This is a genomic window from Streptomyces spororaveus (assembly GCF_016755875.1).
Taxonomy (GTDB): Bacteria; Actinomycetota; Actinomycetes; order Streptomycetales; family Streptomycetaceae; genus Streptomyces; species Streptomyces spororaveus.
In genome coordinates this window covers 6,084,700-6,111,125 of sequence record NZ_BNED01000005.1, presented here as the reverse complement: position 1 = coordinate 6,111,125, position 26,426 = coordinate 6,084,700, and the positions used below count along the sequence as shown (strand labels likewise).

The 26,426-nt window shown below is 69.9% G+C and carries 23 protein-coding genes and 1 riboswitch; of the genes, 5 read left to right on the top strand and 18 right to left on the bottom strand.

Annotated elements, in window-relative coordinates:
• Positions 1-32: 32 nt before the first annotated feature.
• Entirely contained in the window at positions 33-860 is an 828-nt protein-coding gene (locus Sspor_RS30030) for a metallophosphoesterase family protein (RefSeq protein ID WP_237404401.1), read from the bottom strand.
• 255 nt (positions 861-1,115) lie between these two features.
• Here Sspor_RS30030 and Sspor_RS30025 point away from each other — a divergent pair, with 255 nt between their 5' ends.
• Complete coding sequence (locus tag Sspor_RS30025; protein ID WP_202201900.1) at positions 1,116-2,912, top strand: AMP-dependent synthetase/ligase; 1,797 nt, start codon at positions 1,116-1,118, stop codon at positions 2,910-2,912.
• Between the two features lie 19 nt (positions 2,913-2,931).
• On the opposite strand, the gene Sspor_RS30020 is transcribed toward Sspor_RS30025, so the two are convergent.
• The 7 genes from Sspor_RS30020 to Sspor_RS29990 all read right to left on the bottom strand — a co-directional run bounded on the left by Sspor_RS30020 (position 2,932) and on the right by Sspor_RS29990 (position 11,249).
• Positions 2,932-4,548 carry a GMC oxidoreductase gene (locus Sspor_RS30020; protein ID WP_202201899.1) on the bottom strand — a complete coding sequence of 539 codons (1,617 nt, stop codon included), beginning with the start codon at positions 4,546-4,548 and terminating at the stop codon, positions 2,932-2,934.
• A 177-nt stretch (positions 4,549-4,725) separates the two neighbouring features.
• Positions 4,726-5,868: a glycosyltransferase family 4 protein gene (locus Sspor_RS30015; protein ID WP_202201898.1), complete on the bottom strand. Its 1,143-nt coding sequence runs from the start codon at positions 5,866-5,868 to the stop codon at positions 4,726-4,728.
• A 23-nt stretch (positions 5,869-5,891) separates the two neighbouring features.
• Positions 5,892-7,007 carry a hypothetical protein gene (locus tag Sspor_RS30010; RefSeq protein WP_202201897.1) on the bottom strand — a complete coding sequence of 372 codons (1,116 nt, stop codon included), beginning with the start codon at positions 7,005-7,007 and terminating at the stop codon, positions 5,892-5,894.
• Between the two features lie 24 nt (positions 7,008-7,031).
• Positions 7,032-8,084 (bottom strand): C40 family peptidase, encoded by a 1,053-nt coding sequence (locus Sspor_RS30005; protein ID WP_202201896.1) that lies wholly within the window; start codon positions 8,082-8,084, stop codon positions 7,032-7,034.
• Between the two features lie 237 nt (positions 8,085-8,321).
• Entirely contained in the window at positions 8,322-9,350 is a 1,029-nt protein-coding gene (locus Sspor_RS30000) for a C40 family peptidase (protein ID WP_202201895.1), read from the bottom strand.
• Between the two features lie 254 nt (positions 9,351-9,604).
• Complete coding sequence (locus tag Sspor_RS29995) at positions 9,605-10,969, bottom strand: NYN domain-containing protein (RefSeq protein WP_202203953.1); 1,365 nt, start codon at positions 10,967-10,969, stop codon at positions 9,605-9,607.
• A 40-nt stretch (positions 10,970-11,009) separates the two neighbouring features.
• Complete coding sequence (locus Sspor_RS29990) at positions 11,010-11,249, bottom strand: hypothetical protein (protein ID WP_008738811.1); 240 nt, start codon at positions 11,247-11,249, stop codon at positions 11,010-11,012.
• A 124-nt stretch (positions 11,250-11,373) separates the two neighbouring features.
• On the opposite strand from Sspor_RS29990, the gene Sspor_RS29985 reads away from it, so the two are divergent.
• Positions 11,374-12,108, top strand: a complete 735-nt coding sequence (locus tag Sspor_RS29985) for a rhomboid family intramembrane serine protease (protein ID WP_202201894.1) — start codon at positions 11,374-11,376, stop codon at positions 12,106-12,108.
• On the top strand, positions 12,105-12,386 hold the full coding sequence (locus Sspor_RS29980) for an Lrp/AsnC family transcriptional regulator (RefSeq protein WP_030013053.1): 282 nt from the start codon (positions 12,105-12,107) through the stop codon (positions 12,384-12,386). Before Sspor_RS29985 ends, Sspor_RS29980 begins: the two co-directional genes overlap by 4 nt.
• Positions 12,387-12,811: 425 nt before the next feature.
• On the opposite strand, the gene Sspor_RS29975 is transcribed toward Sspor_RS29980, so the two are convergent.
• Positions 12,812-14,197, bottom strand: coding sequence for an aminotransferase class V-fold PLP-dependent enzyme (locus Sspor_RS29975; protein WP_202201893.1), 1,386 nt, complete (start codon positions 14,195-14,197; stop codon positions 12,812-12,814).
• A 222-nt stretch (positions 14,198-14,419) separates the two neighbouring features.
• Positions 14,420-14,536, bottom strand: a riboswitch (SAM riboswitch).
• A gap of 193 nt (positions 14,537-14,729) precedes the next feature.
• On the opposite strand from Sspor_RS29975, the gene Sspor_RS29970 reads away from it, so the two are divergent.
• Positions 14,730-15,713 carry an IS481 family transposase gene (locus Sspor_RS29970; RefSeq protein ID WP_202201892.1) on the top strand — a complete coding sequence of 328 codons (984 nt, stop codon included), beginning with the start codon at positions 14,730-14,732 and terminating at the stop codon, positions 15,711-15,713.
• Here the strand turns inward: Sspor_RS29970 and trpD are convergent.
• From trpD to ctaE, 5 genes are all read right to left on the bottom strand, one after another.
• Positions 15,710-16,774, bottom strand: coding sequence for an anthranilate phosphoribosyltransferase (gene trpD / locus Sspor_RS29965; protein ID WP_202201891.1), 1,065 nt, complete (start codon positions 16,772-16,774; stop codon positions 15,710-15,712). The genes Sspor_RS29970 and trpD overlap by 4 nt on opposite strands.
• 164 nt (positions 16,775-16,938) lie before the next feature.
• Complete coding sequence (gene qcrB / locus Sspor_RS29960; protein WP_202201890.1) at positions 16,939-18,564, bottom strand: cytochrome bc1 complex cytochrome b subunit; 1,626 nt, start codon at positions 18,562-18,564, stop codon at positions 16,939-16,941.
• Complete coding sequence (gene qcrA, locus Sspor_RS29955) at positions 18,561-19,619, bottom strand: cytochrome bc1 complex Rieske iron-sulfur subunit (protein WP_202201889.1); 1,059 nt, start codon at positions 19,617-19,619, stop codon at positions 18,561-18,563. Before qcrA ends, qcrB begins: the two co-directional genes overlap by 4 nt.
• Positions 19,616-20,425, bottom strand: coding sequence for a cytochrome bc1 complex diheme cytochrome c subunit (gene qcrC, locus Sspor_RS29950; protein WP_202201888.1), 810 nt, complete (start codon positions 20,423-20,425; stop codon positions 19,616-19,618). The genes qcrA and qcrC overlap by 4 nt, the downstream gene beginning before the upstream one ends.
• Before the next feature lie 76 nt (positions 20,426-20,501).
• On the bottom strand, positions 20,502-21,122 hold the full coding sequence (gene ctaE, locus Sspor_RS29945; protein WP_030016446.1) for an aa3-type cytochrome oxidase subunit III: 621 nt from the start codon (positions 21,120-21,122) through the stop codon (positions 20,502-20,504).
• Between the two features lie 199 nt (positions 21,123-21,321).
• Between ctaE and Sspor_RS29940 the strand changes: the two genes are divergently transcribed.
• A complete protein-coding gene (locus tag Sspor_RS29940) occupies positions 21,322-21,723 on the top strand; it encodes a hypothetical protein (RefSeq protein WP_202201887.1) in 402 nt (133 codons plus the stop codon).
• Positions 21,724-21,821: 98 nt separating this feature from the next.
• On the opposite strand, the gene Sspor_RS29935 is transcribed toward Sspor_RS29940, so the two are convergent.
• The 4 genes from Sspor_RS29935 to ctaC form a co-directional block, all read right to left on the bottom strand.
• On the bottom strand, positions 21,822-23,069 hold the full coding sequence (locus tag Sspor_RS29935) for a L,D-transpeptidase (protein WP_202201886.1): 1,248 nt from the start codon (positions 23,067-23,069) through the stop codon (positions 21,822-21,824).
• Positions 23,070-23,194: 125 nt separating this feature from the next.
• Positions 23,195-23,593, bottom strand: a complete 399-nt coding sequence (locus Sspor_RS29930; RefSeq protein WP_053692942.1) for a cytochrome c oxidase subunit 4 — start codon at positions 23,591-23,593, stop codon at positions 23,195-23,197.
• A complete protein-coding gene (ctaD, locus tag Sspor_RS29925; protein WP_202201885.1) occupies positions 23,590-25,320 on the bottom strand; it encodes an aa3-type cytochrome oxidase subunit I in 1,731 nt (576 codons plus the stop codon). Before ctaD ends, Sspor_RS29930 begins: the two co-directional genes overlap by 4 nt.
• Complete coding sequence (gene ctaC / locus Sspor_RS29920; protein WP_202201884.1) at positions 25,317-26,291, bottom strand: aa3-type cytochrome oxidase subunit II; 975 nt, start codon at positions 26,289-26,291, stop codon at positions 25,317-25,319. The genes ctaD and ctaC overlap by 4 nt, the downstream gene beginning before the upstream one ends.
• Positions 26,292-26,426: the final 135 nt, after the last annotated feature.

Below are 26,426 nucleotides of genomic sequence, written 5' to 3'. Positions count from 1 at the left end.
CTGCCGGAGCCCGCCGTGATGCGGCTCGATCCCTACCATTCGAGGACCCAGGGCCGGCCGGTCGCCGCGAAGTGGCCCACGTTCACGCACTCGGTGTTCCCGATGCGCATGCGGCGGGCCAGCGGCTGGTGGACGTGTCCGAAGAGGGCGTAGCGGGGGCGGGTGCGGCGGATGGCGGCGAGCAGGGCCTCGCTGCCGCGTTCGAACCGGCGGGCGACGGTGTCGTAGCAGAGCTCGGGCACTTCCGGCGGGATGTGCGAGCAGAGCACGTCCACCTCGCCGAGGGCCTCCACCTTGGCGGCGTACTCCTCCACGTCCACCTCGTACGGGGTGCGCATCGGGGAGGGCAGTCCGCCGCCGACGAAGCCGAAGACCCGGCCGCCGATCTCCACCCGCTGGCCGTCGAGCACGGTGATGCCGTCGCGGTCGGCGTACTCGGGCCACAGGCCCGGGACGTCGACGTTGCCGTAGGTGGCGTAGGTGGGGGTGGGGAAGGCCGCGAACATCTGTGCGTACTGGCGGCGTACGGCGCCCTCGATGAGGGTGTCCCGGTCCAGGCCGGTCCAGAGCTGCCGGCCGAAGGCGTGGGCCTCCTCGAAGCGGCGCGCGGTGCGCAGCTCGACGATCCGGTGGGCGTTCTCGACGCCGAACAGATCGGGGAAGATCCCTCGGGAGTGGTCGGCGTAGTCGAGGAAGAGCACGAGGTCGCCGAGGCAGATGAGGGCGTCGGCGCCGTCTCCGGCGCGGGCGAGGGCCTCGGTGTTGCCGTGCACGTCGCTCACGACGTGCACCCGGGTGCGGCCCGGCCCATGGCCCGGTCCACGGCTTGATCCGCTCGCGCCCCGCTGCTGTCCCCGCATGCTGCCAGCCATGCGCCCCACCCTAGAGCTGCCTGGTGGCGGCGGGTAGAGGGGGTGGGAAGGGTGGCCGGACCTGCGGTTACTTCCGAGTCGCCGGACGGGTCGACTACTGTCGGCACGTTATGGCGAAGCAGGGTAAGTGCAGAATGTGACGCACGGAACATCTGGCCGGTTCCCCCTATCGGGAACCCACTACCGGTGGGTAACGTCCGGTCGGTCCACATGGTGGCGATGGCGCCCAGAGGAGCAGCAGTCTTGCGCGAGTTCAGCCTTCCGGCCCTGTACGAGGTCCCGTCGGACGGGAACCTGACGGATCTCATCCGCCGCAACGCCGCTCAGCATCCAGACACCGCAGTCATGAGCCGCAAGGTCGACGGCCGGTGGCAGGACGTGACCGCGACCGAGTTCCTCGCCGAGGTCCGCGCCGCGGCCAAGGGCCTCGTCGCGGCCGGCATCCGGCCCGGCGACCGGGTCGCCCTGATTTCCCGCACCCGCTACGAGTGGGTGCTGTTCGACTTCGCGATCTGGAGCGCGGGCGGCGTCACCGTCCCCGTCTACGAGACCAGCTCCCCCGAGCAGGTCCAGTGGATCCTCGGCGACTCCGGTGCCGTCGCGGTCATCGTGGAGAGCCCGGCGCACAGCGCGGCCGTGGCCTCCCTGCGCGACCGGCTGCCGGAGCTGCGCGAGGTCTGGGAGATCGAGCAGGGCGCGCTGGAGACGCTGAAGACCGCCGGCGCGGAGATCTCCGACGCCGAGGTCGAGGAGCGCAGCAGCCTCGCGAACGCCGACGACCCGGCCACCATCGTCTACACCTCGGGTACCACCGGCCGCCCCAAGGGCTGCGTGCTGACCCACCGCAACTTCTTCGCCGAGTGCGGCAACGTCGTGGAGCGGCTGAGCCCGCTCTTCCGCACCGGCGAGTGCTCCGTCCTGCTCTTCCTCCCGGCCGCGCACGTCTTCGGGCGCCTGGTGGAGGTGGCGGCCGTACTGGCGCCGATCCGCCTGGGCTGCGTACCGGACATCAAGAACCTGACGGACGAGCTCCAGTCCTTCCGGCCCACGCTGATCCTCGGAGTCCCGCGCGTCTTCGAGAAGGTCTACAACTCGGCTCGCGCCAAGGCCCAGGCCGACGGCAAGGGCAAGATCTTCGACGCCGCGGCGGACACCGCGATCGCCTACAGCCGCGCGCTGGACACCCCGGGCGGCCCGTCCTTCGGGCTGCGCCTGAAGCACAAGCTGTTCTCCAAGCTGGTCTACAGCAAGCTGCACACGGTCCTCGGCGGGCGCGGCGAGTACGCGATCTCCGGCGGCGCCCCGCTGGGCGAGCGGCTCGGCCACTTCTTCCGCGGCATCGGCTTCACGGTGCTGGAGGGCTACGGCCTCACCGAGTCCTGTGCGGCCACGGCCTTCAACCCGTGGGACAAGACGAAGATCGGTACGGTCGGCCAGCCGCTGCCCGGCTCCGTGGTGCGCATCGCGGACGACGGCGAGGTGCTGCTGCACGGCGAGCACATCTTCAAGGAGTACTGGAAGAACGAGTCGGCGACCGCCGAGGCGCTGACCGACGGCTGGTTCCACACCGGCGACGTCGGCACCCTCGACGAGGACGGCTACCTCGCGATCACCGGCCGCAAGAAGGAGCTCATCGTCACGGCGGGCGGCAAGAACGTCGCGCCGGCCGTCATCGAGGACCGGATCCGGGCGCACGCGCTGGTCGCGGAGTGCATGGTGGTGGGCGACGCGCGCCCCTTCGTGGCGGCGCTGGTCACCATCGACGAGGAGTTCCTCGTCCGGTGGGCCGCGGAGAACGGCAAGCCGGCGGGTGTGACGGCGGCGGAGCTGCGCGAGGACGCGGAGCTGATCGCCGCCGTCCAGAAGGCCGTGGATGACGGCAACGCGGCGGTTTCCAAGGCGGAATCGGTGCGGAAATTCCGCATTCTTCCCTCCCAGTTCACGGAGGAGTCGGGTCACATCACGCCGTCGCTGAAGCTGAAGCGCAATGTGGTGGCCAAGGACTTCGCGGACGAGATCGAGGCGCTGTACCGCGGCTAGTCCGGGCTGCCGACCGCGGCTAGCGGGGGTCCTCGGCGAGGATCCGGGCCATGTTCCGTTCCGCGAGGGCGGTGATGGTCACGAACGGGTTCACGCCGAGCGATCCGGGGATCAGGGAGCTGTCGACCACGTACAGCCCCTGGTAGCCCTTGGCCCGCCCGTACAGGTCGGTGGCGTCCCCGAGGACGCAGCCGCCGAGCGGGTGGTAGGTGAAGTTGTCGGCGAAGGCCCTGTTGTCGCCGAACAGGTCGTACCGGTACATCGTGAAGTTCCGCCGGTTGATGCGGTCGAAGAGGTTCTTCGCCGCGTCGACCGAGGGCGTGTTCTGGTCCCGCCGCCAGTTGAGACGGGCCGAGTCGGTGGCGGCGTCGTAGGTGAAGTGCCCGCGCTCCCGGTTCTTGGTGATGGCCAGGTACATCGAGATCCAGTGCTCGATGCCCATGGGGAGCGGGGCGATCTCGGCGAAGACCGGGTTCGAGGCGTTGTCCCAGTCGTCGATGCCCATCGCGGGCATGGTGGCCTGGTTGCAGCCGACCGTGTCCCACAGGTGGTTGGCCCGGGCGGTCATGACGTTGCCGTTGTGGCCCCAGCCGAGCCCGACCTTGTCGCTGAGCGCGGGCAGGGTCCCCGTCTCGCGGGCCCGCAGCAGGATCTCGGTGGTCCCGAGGCTCCCGGCCCCGAGGAAGAGCTGCTTGCAGCCGAGTTCGCGGACCTGGGTGACCCGTCCGGTGACATCGCTGGTCCGGACCGTCAGTACGTACCCCCCGGCCGGGTCGGGCCGTACCCCGACCACGCGCTGCATGGTCTCGATGGTGACGTTGCCGGTGCCGATGGCGGCGGCGAGGTAGGTCTTGTCGACGCTCTTCTTGCCGTGGTTGTTGCCGTAGATGACCTCGCCGGCCAGGGCCGAGCGGGTGGCGGTGCCGGCCGCCTCGCGCTGCATGTACGCGAAGTCGTAGACGTTGGGGACGAAGACGGTCTTCAGGCCGGTGTTCTGGGCGTGCTTGCGGGAGATCCGGGCGAAGCGGTACCACTCGGTGGATTCGAACCAGGCCGGGTCGATGTCGTTGACGCCGAGCATGGCGCGGGCGCGGGGGTAGTAGGTGCCGTACATCTCGTCGGCGTCGACCTGGGGCAGCATCTCGGAGAAGTACGAGCGCCTGGGTGTGGGGGCCATTCCGCCGTTGACGAGCGATCCGCCGCCGACGCCGCGGCCGACGTACACGGACATGTCGCCGTAGTTCACGCGGTCGAGGACGCCGGGGTAGGGGCTGATGTCGCGGTTGACGACGTCGAGCCAGAGGAACTGGGCGAGCGGGGCCTCGGTGCGGTTGCGGAACCACATCGAGCGCTGGTCGGGCGCGGAGGTGGAGGGGAAGACCTTGCCGTCGGCCGCGGGGGTGTCCCAGAGCCGGCCCATCTCCAGGACGACGGTACGCACCCCCGCCTGCCCGAGGCGCAGGGCGGCGACGGCGGATCCGTAACCGGAGCCGACGACGATGGCGGGGGCGTACCGGGCTGCGGCGGGCTCCACGGCCGCGGCGGAGGCCGCCCCGATCCGGGTGAAGCCGAGCGCGGCGGCGGTCGAGAGGGCGCCGAGTCCCAATAGTTGACGGCGCGTCAGGTTGGATGTCATGGCCGCATCATGGGCGGAATCCAGCCGTCCGCCCAGACGCGGTATTGACAGACATCTGAGGAACAGTCAGACATGGCTGCGCGGCCCGTCGGCGGCGGCGAAATCCAGCCCCGCCGGCGTTCGAGGCGCGGGGGTCCGGGGGCGGAGCCCCCGGCAGCGGCGCCGCACCGGCACCGGCTACAGCAGCTCGCGCAGGCGTTCCGCCAGAAGGTCCCAGCGCCACTTCTCCTCGACCCACTCACGGCCGCGCTCGCCCATCCGGCGTCGCAGTTCCGGATCCTTCAGCAGGGTCACGATCCGGTCCGCCGCGTCCTCGGGGGAACCGCCCCGCACGACCCAGCCCGTCTCGCCGTCCAGGACGGCGTCCGGCGCACCGCCCGAGTCGCCCGCGATCACCGGCAGGCCCGTGGCCGAGGCCTCCAGGTAGACGATGCCGAGCCCTTCCACGTCCAGCCCGCCCCGGCGGGTCCGGCACGGCATGGCGAAGACGTCACCGGCGCCGTAGTGGGCCGCGAGCTCCGACCACGGCACGGCTCCGGTGAAGACGACGGAGTCCGAGACCCCGGTGGAGACGGCCAGCTCGCGCAGGTCCGCCTCGTAGGGCCCGCCCCCCACGATCAGCAGCACCGCGTCCGGCACCGCCGCCAGGATCCGCGGCATCGCCTCGATCAGCGTGTCCTGCCCCTTGCGCGGCACCAGCCGGGAGACGCAGACGACCACCGGCCGGTCCGTCAGCCCCAGCCGGGCCCTGACCTCCGCCCCACCCGATCCTGGGTGGAAGGTCTTCTCGTCCACCCCCGGCGGGAGTTGCACCATCCGGGCCGCCGCCCGGTCCGTCACCGCCGACGCGATCCGCGAGCGCGTGTACTCCCCCAGGTACGTCAGCGTGTCGGTGCCCTCGCCGATCCGGCGCAGCAACTGCCGCGCCGCCGGCAGCTGGGCCCAGCCCGCCTCGTGCCCGTGGGTGGTCGCCACGATCCGCCGGGCACCCGCCCGCCGCAGCGCCGGGCCCATCAGCCCGAGCGGGGCCGCCGCCCCGAACCAGACGGACTCGCAGCCGTGTTCGCGCAGCAGGCCCACCGCCCGCCGCGTCACGCGCGGGGTCGGCAGCAGCATCGTCGTCCGGTCGCGGACCACCTGGAACGGCTGCTCCGCGTCGAAGGCCGCGGTGGCCTCGCGGCCCTCCGCGCTGTGCTTCCAGGTGGAGGCGTAGACGACGATCCGGTCGGGATCCAGCCGCAGCGCCATGTTGTGCAGGAAGGCCTGGATGCCGCCGGGGCGCGGCGGGAAGTCGTTGGTCACGATCAGCGTCTTGTGCATCGCTGCCAACGTACCGGACGCCCTCAGCGGAATTCCGCCCGCAGGGCCTCCTGCCAGGCTTTCACCACCGCGTCCGGGTCCACCCCGAGGGCCTCGCGCACCGCCACCGGCCACGGCTCGCGCCCCGCCCTCCCGTACAGGTCCACGAGCGCCGCCTCGCCCCAGCGCCCCGCGACCGTCCGGCAGGCCAGCCAGGCGCCCTCGTAGGCCCGGGCCAGCGCCTCCGGGTCGCCGCCGAAGGCGAAGTCCTCCGTCCGGGGCAGCTCCCCCGGTACCTCGCCCCGCCGTACGGCCCGGGCCAGCGCCGGGGCGGCCTGCTCCGGGCCGGCCGCGGTGCCGCGGTAGGCCGCCCAGTCCGCGAAGCCCTCGGAAAGCCACAGCGGGGTGGTGGCGGTCGTCGCCGCCCGGGTGGCCACATGGGTGACCTCGTGGGTCAGGATGACCCCGCGGCCCGCCGGGCTGAGCTCCGCCCACCCCTGCGGGTTCACGACGACCCGGTCCGCGGGGGCCGGGGCCGCGCCCACCCGGCCCGTGGTGACGGCCCCCATGCCCCGGTACTCGGCCGCCGGGCGGCCCAGCAGCTCCGCCATCCGCTCCAGGGAGCCGGGGACCAGCACCACCGCCCGGCCCGCCCAGGGTCGCGGCCAGGCCGCACTCACCGCGGGCACCGCCCGGTCGGCCTCCGCCGCGATCGCCGACAGCGTCCCGTCCTCCTGCCCGACGCCCAGCGCCAGCGTGTGCGCGCCGCGGACCACCGCCACCGGCCCCTGGTCCCACAGCTGCGGCAGCGCGCCCGGCGCCGCCCGGTCCCCGGTGACGTGCCACCGCCCGCCGTCCCGGGTCAGGCGCACCTCGCGCGCCGACCCGGCCGCGGCCGCGTCGTAGCCGCTCAGCCGGTAGCGCAGCTCCGCGCGGGCGGTGGCTTCGGCGCCGTCCCGCCGGACCGCGGAGACCTCGTACGCCCATCCCTCCAGCGGGATCGCGGCGAGCCGCGCGGGCGGCGTCCGCGACCAGTCGGCGACGGCCGCCCGGATGTCACGCTCGGCGCCGTCCCGCGGAGCGGGCGCACCGCATCCGGCGAGCAGCGCGCCCAGCAGGAGCGGCAGCACGCGTACGAGGGCGCTGCGGACGGGGAACATCCGACGATCGTACGCACGGGTGGGTCAGGGGCGGGTTACGGAGGAGACGGGCATCATCCCGACGGGGTCGTAGCGGACCCGGGCCCCGGGGTACGGGGCGTGCACCACCTGGCCGTTGCCGACGTACATGCCGACGTGGCTGGCGTCCGAGCGGTACGTCACCAGGTCGCCCGGGCGGGCCTGCGACAGCGGCACCTGCCGGCCGGCGTGCCGCTGGGCCTGCGAGGTGCGCGGCAGCGAGACCCCGGCCTGCCGGTAGGACCAGACCATCAGCCCGGAGCAGTCGAAGCCGGAGGGGCCGGTGGAACCCCACACGTACGGCCGGCCGACGGCGGCCCGGGCCGCCATCACGGCGGTCTGGGCGCGGCCGGAGGAGGCACCCGAGGAGGGCAGCTCGGGCAGGCCCTCGGAGCGGCCTCCGGAGCGTGAGGAGCGTTCGTAGTCGGCCCGCTCCTCGGAGGGCATGGCGTTGAGCAGCCGGCGGGCCGCCGCGAGCTTCGCGGTGACGGAGCGCTTGTGCCGGGCCACGTCGGAGCGCAGGGCGTCGAGTTCGGCGAGTTTGCGGGAGGCCTCCTGGCGCTCCTGGCCGAGTTCGCGCTGCTCCTCGCGGAGTTCGTCGAGCTGCCGGGCCTGGCGGCCCGTCAGCCGGTCGAGGGCGGCGGCCTGCTCCAGGTACGCGTCGGGGTTCTCGGCCAGCATCAGCCCGACGGCGGGGTCGATGCCGCCGCCGCGGTACTGGGCCCCGGCGAAGGTGCCGAGGACACCCCGCATGGTGTTGACGCGCTCCTGGCCGCGGGCCACCGCGTCCTGGGCCCGGTTGACCTCGATGCGGAGCCGGTCGGCCTTCTCGCCCGCCTCGTTGAAGCGCTCGGTGGCCTGCTCGGCCTCCTCGAAGAGGCGGTCGACCTGGGCGCTGATGCCGGTTCTCGCCCCGCCGGGTTCGTACGGGAGGCCGGGGGCCGCGCTCGCGGGTACGCCCGTCATGGCGACCGCGGCGGTGGCCGCTGCGGCGGTGAGGACGGTGACCTTCGTGTTCCGGTCGAGGCCGCCGAGCCCGGTCCGGCGATGGGACGCCACGTGAAACCGCTCCCTTCCGCTGTGCGTGCGGGGCCCGGGTCCGCCCCCCGTGGACGGCCGTGTGCCGGGTTCCGCGCTGGCAGACAGTAGCGGCGCGACCACACACCGGCCAACGACCACCGGTGGGCGCACATGCCGACGCCCCGCAGGAGACGCAGGTCACCGGCGGGGCGTGTGGTCAGAGGGAGGCCCTGGAATTCGCCCGGATGGGCGGCGTACGGCGCGTCCCGGAGCGGATCAGCCGACCCGGACGCCGAACTGGAACGGCATGTTGTCCATGGACTCGTACTTGATGCCGCTGCGCGGGTTCGAGGCGTGCAGCGTCATGTTGTTGCCGGCGTAGAGGCCGACGTGGTGCAGGTCGCCGTAGAAGAAGACCAGGTCACCGGGCTGGAGCTGGCTGCGTCCGATGCGCGTGCCGTCGTTCACCTGGGTGAAGGTGGTGCGGCTGATGTTGACGCCGGCCTGCTTGTAGGCCCACTGCGTCAGCCCGGAGCAGTCGTAGACCGTGGGGCCGGTGCCGCCGGACTGGTAGGTGAAGCCCAGCTTCGTCTTGGCGGCTTCGAGGGCGGCTCCGGCCCGGCCGGAGGCCTTGACGTTGCCGAGGTCGACGCGCTGGCCGTCGGCGCGGCTGGCGCGCGTGTCCTCGTCCTTGATGGCCGCGCGCTCCTGCGCGGTCAGGGTGTTGAGGAGCGCCTGGGCCGCGGCGAGCTTCTCGGTGGAGACCTTCTTCTTCTCGCCGAGCTCCTTGCGGGTGGCGTCGAGGTCGGCGAGCTTGCCTGCGGCCTCCTGGCGCTGCTGCGCGAGGGTGCGCTGCTTCTCCTGGATGCGCTGGACTCCCTCGACCTGCTTGGCGCTCAGGTGCTCCAGAGAGGAGGCCTTGTCGAGGTAGCTGTCGGGGTCCTCCGAGAGGAGGAGCGCGAGGGAGGGATCGATGCCGCCGCTGCGGTACTGGGCGCTGGCCATCGAACCGAGCGTGCTGCGCAGGTCGTTGAGCTCGCCCTGGCCGCGCGCGACCTGGTCCTGGAGCTGGCCTATCTCCTTCTCCAGCTTGTCCTGGCGCTCTTTGGCCCCGTTGAACTTCTCGGTGGCCTGCTCCGCCTCTTCGTAGAGCGCGTCGACCTGGCTCTTGACCTCGTCCTTGCTCGGCTTCGCCGGCGCGGCGGAGGCGCTCTGCGCGGTGAGGGCGACGGCTGCGGCCGCGACCGAGGTGAGCACGGTCACACGAGCGCGGTTCGGCTGCTTGGGTCGACGGTGGGACGCCACGAAGGCGAGCTCCTTCTTCCTGGGAGCCGCCGAAGGAACGCAACTCGGCAGCACCTTCGCTGCCACCCCGAATGAGTGATCTACCGCACGAAGGTTTGAGCAGACCCTAGTGACCCAGCTGTGATCAGTTCAAATCCTGCCGGGAAAAAACTCGCCCCCCGACCAGGTTCTTTACCTACAGCGCACGCTCCGTGCAGGTCACTTGACGGTGCGTCCCCCGCGAGTCACACCAATTCGGGCATCACGGCAAGGAGTTACGAAACGCGCGAAAGCCGCTTCAGCAACAAAGCGGACGTCACGGGTCGGGCGCCCGCCTTGGCCACCCCGTCGGCGACCTCCCGGTCCGTGGAGACCACGACCACCGGCCGGCCGGGCGGCTCCGCACGCACCAGCTGGCGGATCAGCTCGTCCGCCGTCACCCCGGCCTTGGAGAACAGCACCCGCACCCCGCGCGGCGGCGCCAGCAGCACCGGGGCCGCCAGCTCCGCACCGTCGAAGACGCACGTCATCTCCGCGCCCGTCTGCGCGGCCAGCATCGACAGCCCGCCCAGCAGCCGCAGCCGCTGCTTCTCCAGCGGCATCGTCGGATAGCCCGTCTTGGTCACGTTGTAGCCGTCGACCACCAGATGGGCCTGCGGCAGCGCCAACAACTGGTCCAGCAGAGCCGGATCGGTCTCCGACAGGGCCCGCGCCGCGATGTCCTTCGGCGTCATCCGGCCCGGCTCCACCGCGTCCACCGTGTCCGCGGGCCGGGTGCTCACCGGCGGCAGCGCGAGCTCCCGGCGCAGCCCCTGGGCCGCGTCCAGCACGGTGTCCAGCAGCAGCCGCAGCCGCATGTCCTCGATGCTGCGCCCCTCCCGGGTGGCCCGGCGCGAGGTCTCCAGCGCCGTCTCCACCTCCGCGAGACGGGACTTGAGCCGCCGGCTCTCGCTCTCGGCCGCGGCCACCCGGGCCGCCGCGTCCGCGCGCATCCCGTCGATCTCCGCATTCACCTTGCGCAGGGCCGCGTCACCCCGCTTGACGTCGCTGAGGGCGCTGCGCAGCTTGCGCTGAAGCGATTCCGCTTCCTTGCGCGCCGCGTCCAGCTCGACCCGGATCTGCTCGCCGCCCGTGCGCTGCAGTTCCCGTACGTGGGCCAGCTCCTCGCGCAGCCGCTCCAGCTCGCGCCGGGTCTCCTCACCGACCCGCTCGGCGTCGGCGCGCTGCGCCTCCTCGCCCGCGGCGGCCACCAGCTTGACCCAGCCGTTCGGGCGCAGGACGAAGGCGGCGGCCGCCACGTCCAGCGGATCCGCGGCCGCCGGAGGCGCACCGGCCTCCAGCGCGGCGGCCAGGTCCGCCTGCGCCTCGCGCAGCTTCTCGGCGACCCTGCTCCGGAACACGGCGTCGGTCTCGACCGCCGCGGCCATGGCATTGCCCGCGAACTTGGCGCGCCGGGTCGGGGTGAACCGGGCATACTGGCGCAGCTGCGCCGGGAGGTCAGCGACCGTCAGTCCGCCGAAGGCGTCCGAGACGAGCGCGACGACCCGGCGCCGCACGCCTTCCGGCAGCGGGTGGTCGAGCGCCTCGGCGGCGTCGCCGGCCGCGTCGGCCGACTCAGCGCCGCTTGCTGGCTCCACAATCCGTCACCCCTACCGTGATCTTCCTGTGGGTGCGTCTCCGTCAGGAGTCCGCGCCCGGCCTGTCCACGAGCTCGATCTGGTCCACCGCGTTGCACCACCGGCAGCGGACCGACTCGATGGTCTCATTGACCACCTCGCGCTCCTCGACCTTGGGCTCCCCGGCGAGGTCCAGGTGGACGTACTCCACGACCTTCGACGAACGCGTGACGTCGAAACGCGTGAGGTTGCCGCACAGGGTGCAGCGCCACCGGGTGGTGTCGGTCGGCAGGGGAACCGTCATCAGGTCGCTCTCTCCTTCGTAACTGATTCAATTAAAGCCGCCCGCGCCGCCGTATGCGTCGTCCTGCGGACCGCAGCTCGTAACCCTACGGCCTGCCACCGCTTCAGGTGGGTCCTGTTGCGTCATGCTCTGTCACATGATCGTGAGGTGGCGGGCCGTTCGCGAGGCCGCCCGGGGACCGGTGGTCACCCATGGGCTGATCGCGGGCTGCGCCGTGGTGTTCGTACTCGGCCCGGCCTCGGGACTCGATCCCTCCTACGGAACGGGAGAAGAGCTGCTGTCCGCCGGGACGGCCTACTTCCGGCGCTGGGGCGTGGTCCCGGACGAGCTCTTCACAGGCACCCCCCGCGCCTGGCTGACCCCGCTCACCGCACTGTTCGTCCACGGCAGCTGGCTGCACCTGCTCGGGAACATGCTCTTCCTGTACGTCTTCGGCGCGATGGCGGAGGAACGGATGGGCCGCCCGGCGTTCCTCGCCTTCTACCTCTGTACCGGATACCTGGCGATGGCGGCGTACGCGGCGGCCAACGCGGGATCCCCGCAGACGCTGGTCGGGGCCTCCGGCGCCATCTCGGCCGTGCTGGGCGCCTTCCTCTTCCTGCTCCCGCGGGCGAGGGTGACGAGCCTGTTCCCGTTCCTCTTCTTCCTGCCGCTGCGGTTCCCGGCGTGGATCGTGCTGCTGTTCTGGTTCGCCCTCCAATGGGTGGCGGCGCAGCGGGCCGGCAGCGGTCCGGGAGTCGCCTATCTGGCCCATCTGGTGGGCTTCTCGCTCGGCTTCCTCTACGCGTGGGCCCGCTATCGGGGTACGACTAGAGTGAGTCGACCAGCGACGGCCACCGAGGGAGACAGCCAGCCGTGATCACCGCGATCGTGCTCATCAAGACCAGCGTGGACCGGATCCCCGAGATCGCCGAGTCCATCGCCGCCCTCGAAAACGTCAGCGAGGTCTACTCCGTCACGGGGACGTACGACCTCATCGCGCTGGTCCGCGTGGCCCGCCACGAGAACCTGGCGGACATCATCCCCGGCCGCATCAGCAAGATCCCGGGCGTCGAGGCGACGGACACGCACGTGGCGTTCCGCACGTACTCGCAGCACGACCTGGAGGCGGCGTTCGCGATCGGCCTCGACGCGTAGCCCCTGCGGGGTGCTCGGCGGTGCTCGGGTCGTCCCGGCCCGGGGTGCGCCTCAATCGCCGGCGAGGCTGAGTGGTGCGGGCCTGTCGGTCTGGGGCGGGGCGGGGTGCCGCGCCGGGATGTCTCCTCGGCTCGCGCCTGCGGGCATGTCTCGGCTGTGCGGGGTGGTTGCGCGCTCGTCCTGCGGGGACACCCCGCCACGTCCCCCCACCCCACCGCGGCATCCGTCGAAGCCCTGCCGTGGGGCGGGGACACGCAGGAGGGTCCCCGCAGGACGAGCGCGCAACCCAGGCCGAGCCACAGAACCACGGCCGCAGGCGCGAGCCGAGGAGACCCTCGTGCGGGGCCCCGCCCCACACCACCCAGCCCCGCCGGCGCTTGAGGCGCGGGGTCTGGGGCGGAGCCCCAGGAAACGGCGCCGCCCCGTCACACGGCGGGGACGCAGCGGCCCTCCTCCGTGCGGTACTGCCACTTCGCGCCGTCCGCGACGAGCTCCTTCACCGCGCGGACGAAGCGCTCCACGTGCTCGTCGGGGGTGCCCGCGCCGAAGCTGACGCGGATCGCGTTCAGCGAGCGCTCCCCCGGTGCCGCCTCGGGGGCTCCGCATTCGCCCTGGGCCTGCGGCTCGCTGCCCAGCAGGGTGCGGACCAGCGGGTGGGCGCAGAACAGGCCGTCGCGGACGCCGATCCCGTACTCGGCCGACAGCGCGGCGGCGAAGTGGGAGCTGTTCCAGCCGTCCACCACGAAGGAGATGACACCGACCCGCGGGGCGTCGTCGCCGAAGAGGGAGAGGATCCGGACCGCCGGGACCTCCGCCAGGCCCTCGCGGACCTTCGCGATGAGGTGGCGCTCGCGGGCGACCAGGTGCTCGAAGCCGGCCTCGGTCAGGGCCTTGCAGGCCGAGGCGATGGAGTAGACGCCGATGACGTTCGGGGAGCCGGCCTCGTGGCGGGCCGCGGTGGTGTGCCACTCGACGTCCACGCCGCCGTCCTCGCGCCGGGCGACCTTGCGGGAGGCGCCGCCGCCCGCGAGGTAGGGCTCGGCCTCCTGGAGCCAGTCGGCGCGGCCCGCGAGTACGCCCGAGCCGAAGGGTGCGTAGAGCTTGTGCCCGGAGAAGGCGACCCAGTCGACGTCCAGCTCCTGCACGGAGACGGGGTGGTGGGGGGCCAGTTGGGCGGCGTCCAGCACGATGCGCGCGCCGTGGGCGTGCGCGGCGGCGGCGAGTTCGCGGACCGGCCACAGCTCGCCGGTGACGTTGGAGGCGCCGGTGACGCAGACCAGTGCCGGACCGTACGGGTCGCGGTCGGCGAGCGCCCGCTCCAGGGTGGCGACGGCTTCGGCCGGGGTGCGCGGTGCGTTGAGGTAGGTGACCCGTGCGTCGGCCCACGGCAGCAGGGAGGCGTGGTGCTCGGTCTCGAAGACGAACACCTGGCAGTCGGCGGGGAGTACGGCGGCGAGCAGGTTCAGCGAGTCGGTCGTGGAGCGGGTGAAGACGACCTGGTCGGTGGGGCGGCAGTCGAGGAACTCGGCGACGGTGACCCGGCTCTGCTCGAAGAGGTCGGTGGAGAGCTGCGAGAGGTATCCGGCACCGCGGTGGACGCTGCCGTAGTACGGGGCGTACGCGGCCACGTCGTCCCAGACGCGCTGCAGGGCGGGGGCGCTGGCCGCGTAGTCGAGGGCCGCGTAGGTGACCTCGCCGCCGGTGACGAGGGGGACGGTGACGTCGCGGCCGAGGACCGCGAGCGGCTCGGCACAGGCGGGGTCGACGGCGGCGGTGGCGGTGGCGACGGCGGCGTTCAGGGATGCGGACATGGCGGTATCTCCCGGCAGGCAGGGCTGAATGGCTTCGGTGTGCCCGTACGCGGGTACGGCGCTGCGGCCGTCCGGGGTACGGGGAAGTCCTCGGTCCGCGCTGGGCGGGGGTACACGGAAGTGACCCTGTCCGAGGGGTGAAGTGGGGGCGGAGTCGCCCTATCGCATTCGCTTGCTCACGGAAAAAGCTCCTCGAGAAGACCAGGACCCCTGGTGTCGAGGGATCCGCGCTTGCCGTAGGCCTTGCTGCCTACGACCTGGTCATCACCCGGGGCACCCCGCCACGGAAGGAGGGTTGCCGGACAGCAAGCCGGGGCCTAAACGCTGTCACTCGTGACCTGGTCAGCATCCTGCCACAAGATCGGCCGAACGCAAGACCCCGGTCCGCATGCCGGACCGGGGTCATCGCTTTCGCGCCGTACGGCCTAGGTGTATTGATCACGAGCGTTGTTGACACTGGTCAGGTCTTGAACATGGCGAAGACCTCCGGTGTGGTGGGAGCTGTCTAGGAACTCACCGCACGGAGGTCTTCGTGTCCCACCGTAATGCCCGGCTGACCGTCTTCGGTAGGCGCCTGCTGGTCGAACGGGTCCGCTCGGGCCGTCCTGTCGCACACGTCGCGGCCGAGATGGGTATATCCCGGGCCACCGCCCACAAGTGGGTCCGCCGCTGGCGGACCGAAGGCGACGCCGGCCTGCACGACCGCTCCAGCAAGCCCCACGCGACTCCGCACCGCACACCGGCCACCGTTGAGGCCCAGGTCTGCCGTCTGCGGACCGGCCGGAAGCTCGGCCCGGCCCGCATCGGCCCGATCCTGGGCCTGCCCGCCTCGACGGTGCACCGAATCCTGGTCCGCCACGGTCTGAACCGTCTGGCCTGGCTCGACCGCCCCACCGGGCAGGCCATCCGGCGCTACGAACGCGCCCGGCCGGGCGAGCTGGTCCACGTCGACATCAAGAAGCTCGGCAACATCCCCGACGGCGGCGGCTGGCGCACCGTGGGCCGCACAGCAGGCGACCGAAACCGCCAGGCCACCACCACCGAGCGCAAGAACTCCACCCCGGTGATCGGCTACAGCTTCATCCACTCCGCCGTCGACGACCACTCCCGCCTGGCCTACAGCGAAGTCCTGCCCGACGAGCGCCAGCACACCGCGATCGCCTTCTGGCAGCGGGCAAACGCGTTCTTCACCGACCACGGCATCACCGTCGAACGTGTCCTGACCGACAACGGATCCTGCTACAAAGCCAAACAGTTCACCAGGGCCCTGACCGCGGCCGGCATCACCCACAAGAAGATCCGCCCCTACCGGCCGCAGACCAACGGCAAGGTCGAACGCTTCAACCGCACCCTCCTCGACGAATGGGCCTACCTGCGGCCCTACCGATCGAACGACGAGCGGACAGCAGCCCTGGCAGACTTCCTCCACACCTACAACCACCACCGCTGCCACACCGCACTCAACGGCAAGCCACCCATCAGCCGTGTGAACAACGCTACGGGTCAATACACCTAGGCGTTGCTGGCCGCCACCCAGCGCTCCAGGGCGGCCCGGGCCGCGCCCGAGTCGATCGACTCCGCCGCACGGGCGATGCCGGCCGTGATCTGCTCCTCCAGGGTGCCCGGGGCGGGGTCGAGGGCCACCAGGGCCGCCGCCGAGTTCAGCAGGACGGCGTCACGGACCGGGCCGGTCTCGCCCGCCAGGAGGCGGCGGGCCACGTCTGCGTTGTACGAGGGGTCCCCACCGGCCAGTGCGGAGACGTCGACCAGGGAGATGCCCACGTCACGGGGGTCGAAGCGCTGCTCGGTGACCTTGCCGTCGCGGACCCACCAGATCTGCGAGGCCGACGTCGTGGTCAGTTCGTCCAGGCCGTCGTCGCCGCGGAAGACCAGTGCGGAGGAGCCCCGCGCGGCGAGCACGCCCGCCACGATCGGGGCCATCCGGGGGTCGGCCACGCCGGTCGCCTGGGCGCGTACCCGGGCCGGGTTGGTCAGCGGGCCCAGCGCGTTGAAGAAGGTGCGGATGCCCAGTTCCCTGCGGGCGGCCGCGACGTGGCGCAGGGCCGGGTGGAACTTCACCGCGAAGCAGAAGGTGATGCCGGCCTCCTCGGCGACCTCCACGACCCGCGGCAGGCTGAGGTCGAGGTTGACGCCGAGCTTCTCCAGGACGTCCGAGGAGCCGCTCGCGGAGGACGCGGCGCGGTTTCCGTGCTTGACGACCTTGGCGCCGGTCCCGGCCACGACGACCGCGGACATGGTGGAGATGTTCACCGTTTTGGCCCCGTCGCCGCCGGTGCCGACGATGTCCACCGTGCGGCCCGGCACCTCGATCAGGTTGGCGTGCGCGTACATCGCCCGTACGAGCCCGTTGATCTCCTCGACCGTCTCCCCCTTGGCCCGCAGCGCGACCGTGAAGCCGGCGATCTGGGCGTCGGTGGCCTCCCCGCGCATGATGCGGTCCATGGCCCAGGCGGTGTCCTCCGCGCGCAGGTCCCGGCCGGTCAGCAGAGCGTCGAGAACGCCCGGCCAGCCACGGGCCGCCACGCTGTCGCCGCCTGCCGGGGTCGCAACGTTCATGGTCCGCTCCTGCTGTCGGTGGAGGATTCCACGTCTGATCGGTCAGGGATCAGCCTATCCAGCCCCGGTTACGGCAAAGAGCCCCGTCCAGACACTGGACGGGGCTCTCGCCGTGGCGACACCAGGACTGACCGAAATCAGTCCCTCATGCGTTCATGCGGGGATCAGTGGTGGCCGTGGCCGGACTGGATCTCCTTGTATTCCTCCACCGTGGGCTTCGGAATCTGGTTGTTCTCGCCGTACATGCCCTGGCTGAGCTTCGCGCGCAGCTTCTCGGTGGCCTTCACCTTGCGCTCGACACCGTTCTCGTCGACCGTCGGGCCGATCTCGACCGGCTTGTACTGCTCGTGCGCGGTGAGCTTGTGCAGCTGGCCCGCCGGGAGCGGCTCGTGGACCTCGACGAACTCGCCGTGCGGCAGACGCTTGATGATGCCGGTCTCGCGACCGTGCAGCACCTTGTCGTGGTCACGGCGCTGGAGGCCGAGGCAGATCCGCTTGGCGACGATGAACGCCAGCACCGGGACGACGAAGAAGCCGATCCGGACGAACCACGTGATCGAGTTGATCGACAGGTGGAAGTACTGGGCGAACATGTCGTTGCCGCCGCCGATGAGGAGCACGATGTACTCCGCGATCCAGGCGACACCGAAGGCCGTGCGGGTCGGGACGTTGCGCGGGCGGTCCAGGATGTGGTGCTCGCGCTTGTCCCCGGTGACCCAGGACTCGATGAACGGCCAGACGGCGATCGCGCCGAGCACCAGCGGGAAGAGCAGCAGCGGGATGAACACACCCAGGACGAGGGTGTGGCCCCACAGGTTGATCTCCCAGCCGGGCATGGCCCGGATCAGGCCTTCCGGCATACCCATGTACCAGTCGGGCTGCGCACCGGTGGACACGTGGTCCGGGCGGTACGGGCCGAGCGCCCAGATCGGGTTGATCGTCGCGACGGCCGCGACGGCCGCGATGACACCGAAGACCAGGAAGAAGAAGCCTCCGGCCTTGGCCATGTAGACCGGCAGCAGCGGCATGCCGACGACGTTGTTGTTCGTCTTGCCGGGACCCGCGAACTGGGTGTGCTTGTGGTAGAAGACCAGGATCAGGTGGGCCACGAGCAGGCCCATCATGATGCCGGGCAGCAGCAGGATGTGCACCGAGTAGAACCGCGCGACGAAGTCGCCGCCCGGGAACTCCCCGCCGAACAGGAACATCGACAGGTACGTGCCGACGACCGGGACGGACAGGATGGCGCCCTGCATGAAGCGGACACCGGTACCCGAGAGCAGGTCGTCCGGCAGCGAGTAACCGGTGAAGCCGGTGAACATGCCGAGGACCAGCAGCAGGAAGCCGAAGATCCAGTTGACCTCACGCGGCTTGCGGAACGCGCCGGTGAAGAAGACGCGCATCATGTGCACGACCATGGCCGCGACGAAGATCAGCGCCGCCCAGTGGTGGATCTGACGGATCAGCAGGCCACCGCGGACGTCGAAGCTGATGTCGAGCGTCGAGGCGAAGGCCTCGGACATCATGACGCCCTGCATCGGCACGTACGAGCCGTGGTACACGACCTCGTTCATGCTCGGGTGGAAGAACAGCGTCAGGTACACACCCGTGAGGATGATGATGATGAAGCTGTAGAGGCAGATCTCACCCAGCATGAAGGACCAGTGGTCCGGGAAGATCTTGCGCATGTTGGCCTTGGCCAGGCCGTAGATGCCCAGGCGGCCGTCCGCCCAGTCGGCTACGCGCTCGCCGGCCGGCGCTTTGCGTTCGTTGTTGCTGCTGGTGCTCATCCGCGCTCCCAGAATGCAGGACCGACGGGCTCTTCGAAGTCGCCGAGCGCTTCGAGGAAGCCTTCGTCATTCACGCCGATCCGCAGCTGCGGAAGCGCGTGACCGGCCGGGCCGAAGATGACACGGGCGCCGTCGGAGAGGTCGAAGGTGGACTGGTGGCACGGGCAGAGCACGTGGTGCGTCTGCTGCTCGTACAGGCTGATCGGGCAGCCGACGTGGGTGCAGATCTTGGAGTAGGCCACGATCCCGTCGTGGGACCACTCCAGTTCCTTCTTGTCCTTGATGTCGTCCGGCTGGATACGGACGATCATCAGGGCGGCCTTGGCGATCTGGACCTGGAAGTCGTGCTGCTCCTCCTCCAGGCCTTCGGGCCTGGCGAAGGTCAGCGACCCGACGAGGACGTCCTCGGGACGCAGCGGCTCGTTCGTGTTGTCGTTGATGAGCAGCTTGCCCTTGGCCCACACGGTCTTGCGCAGCTTGTCCTCGGGCAGCGGGCCCAGGTCGCGCATGATCATGACGGCGGAGAGCGGCAGCATGGCCAGCGCTCCGAGCATCGTGTTGCGGATCAGGGGCCGGCGGCCGATGCCGGACTCGTTCGCGCCGTCGGCGAAGTCCTGCAGGACCTGCGCCTTGACCTCCGGCGGAGCGGCGATCTCGTGGCGCTCGGCGGCGACCTCCACGTCGGACATCAGGGTGCGGGCCCAGTGGACCGCGCCCGCGCCGATGCAGAAGAGAGCCGTGCCCAGGGTCATGCCCAGGGAGAAGTTGAGCGCGCTGACCTTCCCGATGGGGAAGATGTAGACGATCTTGTCGACCGGGAAGATCACGTAGGACGCGATGAAGCCGATCGTCGCCAGCATCGACAGCGTGAAGAGCATCGCGACGGTGCGCTCGGAGCGCTTCGCCGCCCGCTCGTCGATGTCCTGGATGCGGGGCTTGTGGACCGGCAGGCCCGGGTCGGCGAACGGGTCGTCCGCGACGACTACGCCACCGTGGTGGGCGTCGCCCTGCTCGCTCGGCAGGTGCTTCTCTTCGGGAATCTCTTGGTTACTCATGACTTCTTGGCCTTAGCGGTGTGGGCCGCGACCCAGACGGCGACAGCGATCAGCGCACCGAGGGCGAAGATCCAGCCGAACAGACCCTCGGAGACGGGGCCGAGGCCACCGAGCTTCAGGCCTCCGGGGCTGGTGGACTTCTCGCCGTTCACGTTCTCGAGGTACGCGATGATGTCCTTCTTCTGCTTCTCCGGCATGGTGCTGTCGGGGAAGGAGGGCATGTTCTGCGGGCCGGTCAGCATGGCCTCGTAGATGTGCTTCGGCGAGACACCCTCAAGGTTGGGGGCGTACTTGCCGTTCGTCAGTGCGCCGCCCTCGCCGGTGAAGTTGTGGCACTGCGCGCAGTTGTTGCGGAACAGCTCACCACCGTTGGCGATGTCGGCGCCCGCCGGGTCGTACTGCTTCTCGGTCGGCGTGATCGGACCGGCGCCGAGGGACGCGATGTACGCGGCCAGCTGGTCGATCTGCGCCTGTTCGTAGATGACGGGCTTCTTCGGCACCTGGGCGCCGGGCTGCTGGGCGGGCATGCGGCCCGTGCTCACCTGGAAGTCGACGGCCGCGGAGCCGACGCCGACCAGGCTCGGGCCGTCAGAGGAACCCTGACCGCCGGTTCCGTGGCAGCTTGCGCAACCCACGGCGTAGAGCTTCTTGCCCTCCTCGATGGCGAGGGACTGGGCGGTTTCATCGGCCTGCGCCTTGCCCGCGGGGGCGAAGGCGGCGTACAGCCCCCCAGTGGCCGCCAGCGCGAGGAGTAGAACGACGACCGCCGCCAGCGGATGGCGTCGTCGTGCGGAGAGCTTTTTCACGGATTACCCCGGTGTCAGGATCTTCTGCGTCGGTGTGTCTGGATGGAGTGCCGGGTCTTGCCCGGTGACGTGTTCGCTACTTGATCAGGTAGATCGTCGCGAAGAGGCCGATCCAGACGACGTCGACGAAGTGCCAGTAGTAGGACACGACGATGGCCGACGTGGCCTGTTCGTGGGTGAACCTCTTGGCCGCGTACGTCCGGCCGAGGACCAGCAGGAAGGCGATGAGACCGCCCGTCACGTGCAGACCGTGGAAGCCGGTGGTCAGGTAGAACACCGAGCCGTAGGGGTCTGACGAGAGGGACAGGCCCTCATGCTTGACCAGCTCGGTGTACTCGAACACCTGGCCGCCAATGAAGATCGCACCCATGACGAACGTGATGATGAACCACGTCCTGAGCTTCTTCACGTCACCGCGCTCGGCGGCGAATACGCCGAGCTGGCAGGTGAGCGAGGAAAGCACCAGGATCGTCGTGTTCGTCGCCGAGAAGGGCAGATTCAGGGCCTCGGCCTGTTCTGTCCAGAACTCGGGACCCATCACGGATCGCAGGGTGAAGTACATCGCGAAGAGGGCCGCGAAGAACATCAGCTCGGAACTCAACCAGATGATGGTTCCGACGCTGACGAGGTTCGGCCGGTTGACCGTCGGGTGCGCGTGCCCGGTATCTACTGTCGTTGCTGTCGCCACGACCGACATTATGTCGGTCGCTTATCCCGCCCTCACCCCGGGGGGTGCCGTTCGGAGTGTCAGGGGCGTGTGCAAGGCCCGAACGGCCCATCAGATGACCCCCGCCCGCGGTCACCTGCGACATGTTCGAACCGATGTTGACGGCGCACCGGGAGGAGTAGCATCCCGCGCAACATCAACGTGATTCACGGCCACGTGGAGGAACGAAATGCGGGCGACTGCGCGGGTTCTGGTCTACAGCGACGACGCGGGCACCCGGGAGCAGGTGCGGCTGGCGGCAGGACGCAGGCCCGCCGCGGACCTGCCGCCGGTGGAGTTCCTGGAGTGCGCGACGCTGCCGGCGGTCCTGACGGAGCTGGACGCGGGCGGTGTCGACGTGTGCGTGCTGGACGGCGAGGCGGTTCCGGCCGGGGGCATGGGCGTGTGCCGGCAGATCAAGGACGAGATCTTCCGGTGTCCGCCGGTGCTGCTGCTGATGGGGCGCCCCCAGGACGCCTGGCTGGCCACGTGGAGCCGCGCGGACGCCGCCGTGACCCTTCCGGTGGACCCGGTGCCGTTCGCGGACACCCTGGCGGGCCTCCTGAGGACCCGTCTGTCCCTGGACGCCTGATACGTCCCGCGGGCCCGTACGCGCCCCGCAGGGGGCCTTACGGGTGAAGGGAGCCGGGATCACTCCCCCCGGGGCGTCCGGGGGGAGGGGCCGGCGGCCTAGACGGTGGGGCGCAGGCGGGCCTGGTCGACCGGACTGCGGCCTTCCTGGGTGCCCTTGAGCAGGGCGCTGCCCTGGCGCCAGTCCTTCCAGTCCATGTTCCAGTCGCCGAAGCCGTTGCCGAAGGTGTCCATGTCGTCGCCGATGCTGTTGATCACCTTGACGATGTCGCCCTCGGTGATGTTCTCGTAGAACCAGGCGGCGTTGCCGGTGCTCATGCCCGTGCACCCGTGGCTGACGTTCTCGTAGCCCTGGGAGCCGACGGACCACGGCGCGGCGTGGACGTATTCACCACTCCAGGTGACGCGGGTGGCGTAGTAGACGGGCAGGTTGTAGTACTCGCTGCCGCCGATGCCGACGGTGTCGCCGCGCATCTGTACGAAGTACTGCTTGCCCAGCACCACCTTGATGCCGTTGCGGGTGGAGAAGCCGGGCTTTCCGGTGGTCACCGGAATGGTGTTGATCACTTCTCCGTTGCGCTTGAACGTGAGGTAGTGCGAGGAGGCGTCGGTGGTGACCTCGACCCGGTCCCCGATCTCCAGCTTCAGCGGCTTGGCGACGGCTCCGTGGAGCTCGTCGGTGATCCTGACGCCCTCCAGGTTGCTCCGTACGGAGACCTCGGAGTTGGCGGGCCAGTACTCCTTCGGGCGGTAGTGGAGGTTCTTGTCGTCCACCCAGTGCCAGGCGCCCTCGACGCCGGGCGGGGTGTCGACGACCAGGCCCCGTTCCACGATGGCGCGGGCGGCCTTGTCCTTGACGGGCTCGCTGAGTTCGGCGGTGAGGGGCTGCCCGACGCCGTACTTGCCCTCGTCCGGGCCGAACTCGATCTTCAGGATCCCCTTGGACGGGGTGGTGTCGAAGGCGAGCGTGCGCTGCCCCGGGGCGCCCCGCTCGTCCTCGGTGCTCACGGTGACTGTGTAGCGGACACCGGAGGCCATCGGGGTGGTGCTGTGCCAGCGGTCCCCCTTGGCGCTCAGTTCGCCCGCCAGGCGGCGGCCGTGGGTGTCCACGGCCAGCACGTCGGTGATCCGGCCACCGCCGCTCTTGGCGGTGATTTCGAGGGGCCGGTCGGGGTCCACGGGGCGGCTGCCGGCGCTCTGGTTGAAGGCGACCTGATCGCCCGCGTCGTACGGGCGGGCTGACAGCGGGTTCTTGTCGCCGGACCCGCATGCGGTGGCGCCGGCCCCGAGGGACGCGACCAGCAGGGAGCAGCTGAGTACCGTCCAAAGACGCGGTGAGTGCTTCATGGAGCCAACGCTATGAAGATATGACAATTACGGCGCGCGGGATGACTGCAAACGAGGGGCCCGGGCTCCTCCCGAAGGAGGGGCCCGGGCCCCAGGTGACGCGCGGCGCGGCCGCGCGGGTGCTGCTACTGGTTCTGGTTCTCACCGCGGTAGTACTCGTACACCCAGCCCCACAGGCCGATCATGATGATCGGGGCCGAGAAGTACATGAGCCACCAGCCGAAGATGACGCCCATGAAGGCGAGCGCACCGCCGATGCCCAGCGAGAGCGGCTGCCAGCTGTGCGGGGAGAAGAACCCCAGCTCGCCCGCCTCGTCGGCGACGTCGGCCTCCAGGTTGTCCTGGGCCATCTCGTCCACGCGCTTGGCCGTGAAGGCCAGGTAGTAGCCGATCATGACGCTCAGGCCGAAGGCCAGGAAGAGCGCGGTGGTACCGACGGGCTCCTTCGACCACACGCCGTACACGACGGCCATGATCAGGATGAAGAAGGAGAGCCAGAGGAACATCTTGCCCTGGATCTTCACTTGCCGGCCTCCTTGCCACCGGTGACGGCCTTGGCGGCGACGCTGTGGTCCTCAAGGTGGTCGAGGGCCGCGATCTCAGGGTGGTGCAGATCGAACGCCGGCGACTCGGAACGGATCCGCGGCAGGGTGAGGAAGTTGTGCCGCGGCGGCGGGCAGGAGGTCGCCCACTCCAGCGAACGGCCGTAACCCCACGGGTCGTCGACCTCGATCTTCTTGCCGTACTTGGCCGTCTTCCAGACGTTGTACATGAACGGCAGCATCGACAGGCCGAGCACGAACGAGCTGATCGTCGAGATCGTGTTCAGCGCGGTGAAACCGTCGGCGGCGAGGTAGTCCGCGTAACGACGCGGCATGCCCTCGGCACCGAGCCAGTGCTGCACCAGGAAGGTGCCGTGGAAGCCGATGAACAGCGTCCAGAACGTCATCTTGCCGAGGCGCTCGTCCAGCATCTTGCCCGTGAACTTCGGCCACCAGAAGTGGAAGCCGGCGAACATCGCGAACACCACGGTGCCGAAGACGACGTAGTGGAAGTGCGCGACGACGAAGTACGAGTCGGAGACGTGGAAGTCCATCGGGGGCGAGGCCAGGATGACGCCGGTCAGACCACCGAAGGTGAAGGTGACCAGGAAGCCGATCGTCCAGAGCATCGGGGTCTCGAAGGACAGCGAGCCCTTCCACATGGTGCCGATCCAGTTGAAGAACTTCACACCGGTCGGTACCGCGATCAGGAAGGTCATGAAGGAGAAGAACGGCAGCAGCACACCGCCGGTGACGTACATGTGGTGGGCCCACACGGTCACCGAGAGGCCGGCGATCGCGATCGTCGCGGCGATCAGGCCGATGTAACCGAACATCGGCTTACGGCTGAAGACCGGGATGATCTCGGAGACGATTCCGAAGAACGGCAGCGCGATGATGTACACCTCTGGATGCCCGAAGAACCAGAAGAGGTGTTGCCATAGCAAGGCACCGCCGTTCGCGGCATCGAACACATGCGCACCGAACTTGCGGTCGGCCTCCAGCGCGAAGAGTGCGGCGGCCAGCACCGGGAAGGCGAGCAGGACCAGGACACCGGTCAGCAGCACGTTCCAGGTGAAGATCGGCATGCGGAACATCGTCATGCCGGGAGCGCGCATGCAGATGATCGTGGTGATGAAGTTGACCGAGCCGAGGATCGTGCCGAAGCCGGAGAAGGCCAGACCCATGATCCACATGTCGGCGCCGATGCCCGGCGAACGGACCGCGTCCGACAGCGGGGAGTAGGCGAACCAGCCGAAGTCGGCGGCGCCGTTCGGCGTGACGAAGCCGGCCACCGCGATGGTCGAGCCGAAGAGGTACAGCCAGTACGCGAACATGTTCAGCCGCGGGAACGCCACGTCGGGCGCGCCGATCTGCAGCGGCATGATCCAGTTCGCGAAGCCCGCGAAGAGCGGGGTGGCGAACATCAGCAGCATGATCGTGCCATGCATGGTGAACGCCTGGTTGAACTGCTCGTTCGACATGATCTGCGTGCCCGGACGGGCCAGCTCGGCGCGCATGAAGAGCGCCAGCAGGCCGCCGATGATGAAGAACACGAACGACGTGACCAGGTACATCGTGCCGATGGTCTTGTGGTCGGTCGTGGTCATCCACTTCACGACCACATTGCCCGGCTGCTTGCGCCGTACCGGCAGCTCGTTCTCATACGAGTCGGCGGCGGCACCCTGGGATTCGTTGAGGATGCTCACAGTTTGTTCACTTCCGCATTCCGGGCCGGGTCGGTCTGCTGGATACCGGCCGGGAGGTAGCCGGTCTGACCCTTCTCCGCCAGACCCTTCAGGTACGCCCGGTACTCCTCAGGGGAGACCACCTTGACGTTGAAGAGCATCCGGGAGTGGTCGACGCCGCAGAGCTCGGCGCACTTGCCCATGAAGGTGCCGTATTCGGACGGGGTGACCTCGAAGACGTTGGTGTGGCCCGGGATGACGTCCTGCTTGAACAGGAACGGGACCACCCAGAAGGAGTGGATCACGTCGTTCGACGACAGGATGAAACGGACCTTCTCGCCCTTGGGGAGAACCAGGGTCGGACCCGGGTTGCCCGTCTGCGGGTTCCGGTCGCCGGGGACACCCTTCTGGTAGACGCCCTCGGCGCCCGCCGGGAAGTCCTTGGTGAAGCGGTCCGGAATGGAGGCGAGCTCCTTGGGGACCTCGTTCTTCGCCGGGGTCGCCCCGTCACCGTCGACGTTCTCGACGTAGTTGAAGCCCCAGCTCCACTGGAAGCCGATCACGTTGATCGTGTGCGGCGGCTTCGGGGTGAGGGCCAGGAGCTTCGACTCGTCACGAGCGGTGAAGTAGAAGAGCACCGAGACGATGATGAGCGGGACCACGGTGTACAGCGCCTCGATGGGCATGTTGTACCGGGTCTGCGCGGGAACCTCGATCTTCGTCCGGCTGCGCCGGTGGAAGATGACGCTCCAGATGATCAGGCCCCACACGAGGATGCCCGTGACCAGCGCGGCCGCCCAGGATCCCTGCCACAGGGAGAGGATGCGCGGCGCCTCCTCGGTTACCGGAGTCGGCATTCCGAGGCGGGGGAAGTCTTTCCATGTATACGAGCAACCAGTGGCGGTCGCCAGGACCACGCCCGCAGTCAGCGCCTGCAGCAGCTTCCGCCGCATCGGGCGCCGCGGCGAGCGGTCGGAGCCGTAGGGACTCACGTAGCGCCTTCCCGAGAGTCTCGGCCCGCGCGGCCGGCCGCGGCCGTGTTCGGGTCGGTCGCCGGCCCTGACGCAGGCAGGGGTTTGGATGTTTATGCGGACCAAACCCTACTGGACGCTATTTGGGGTCGCGCG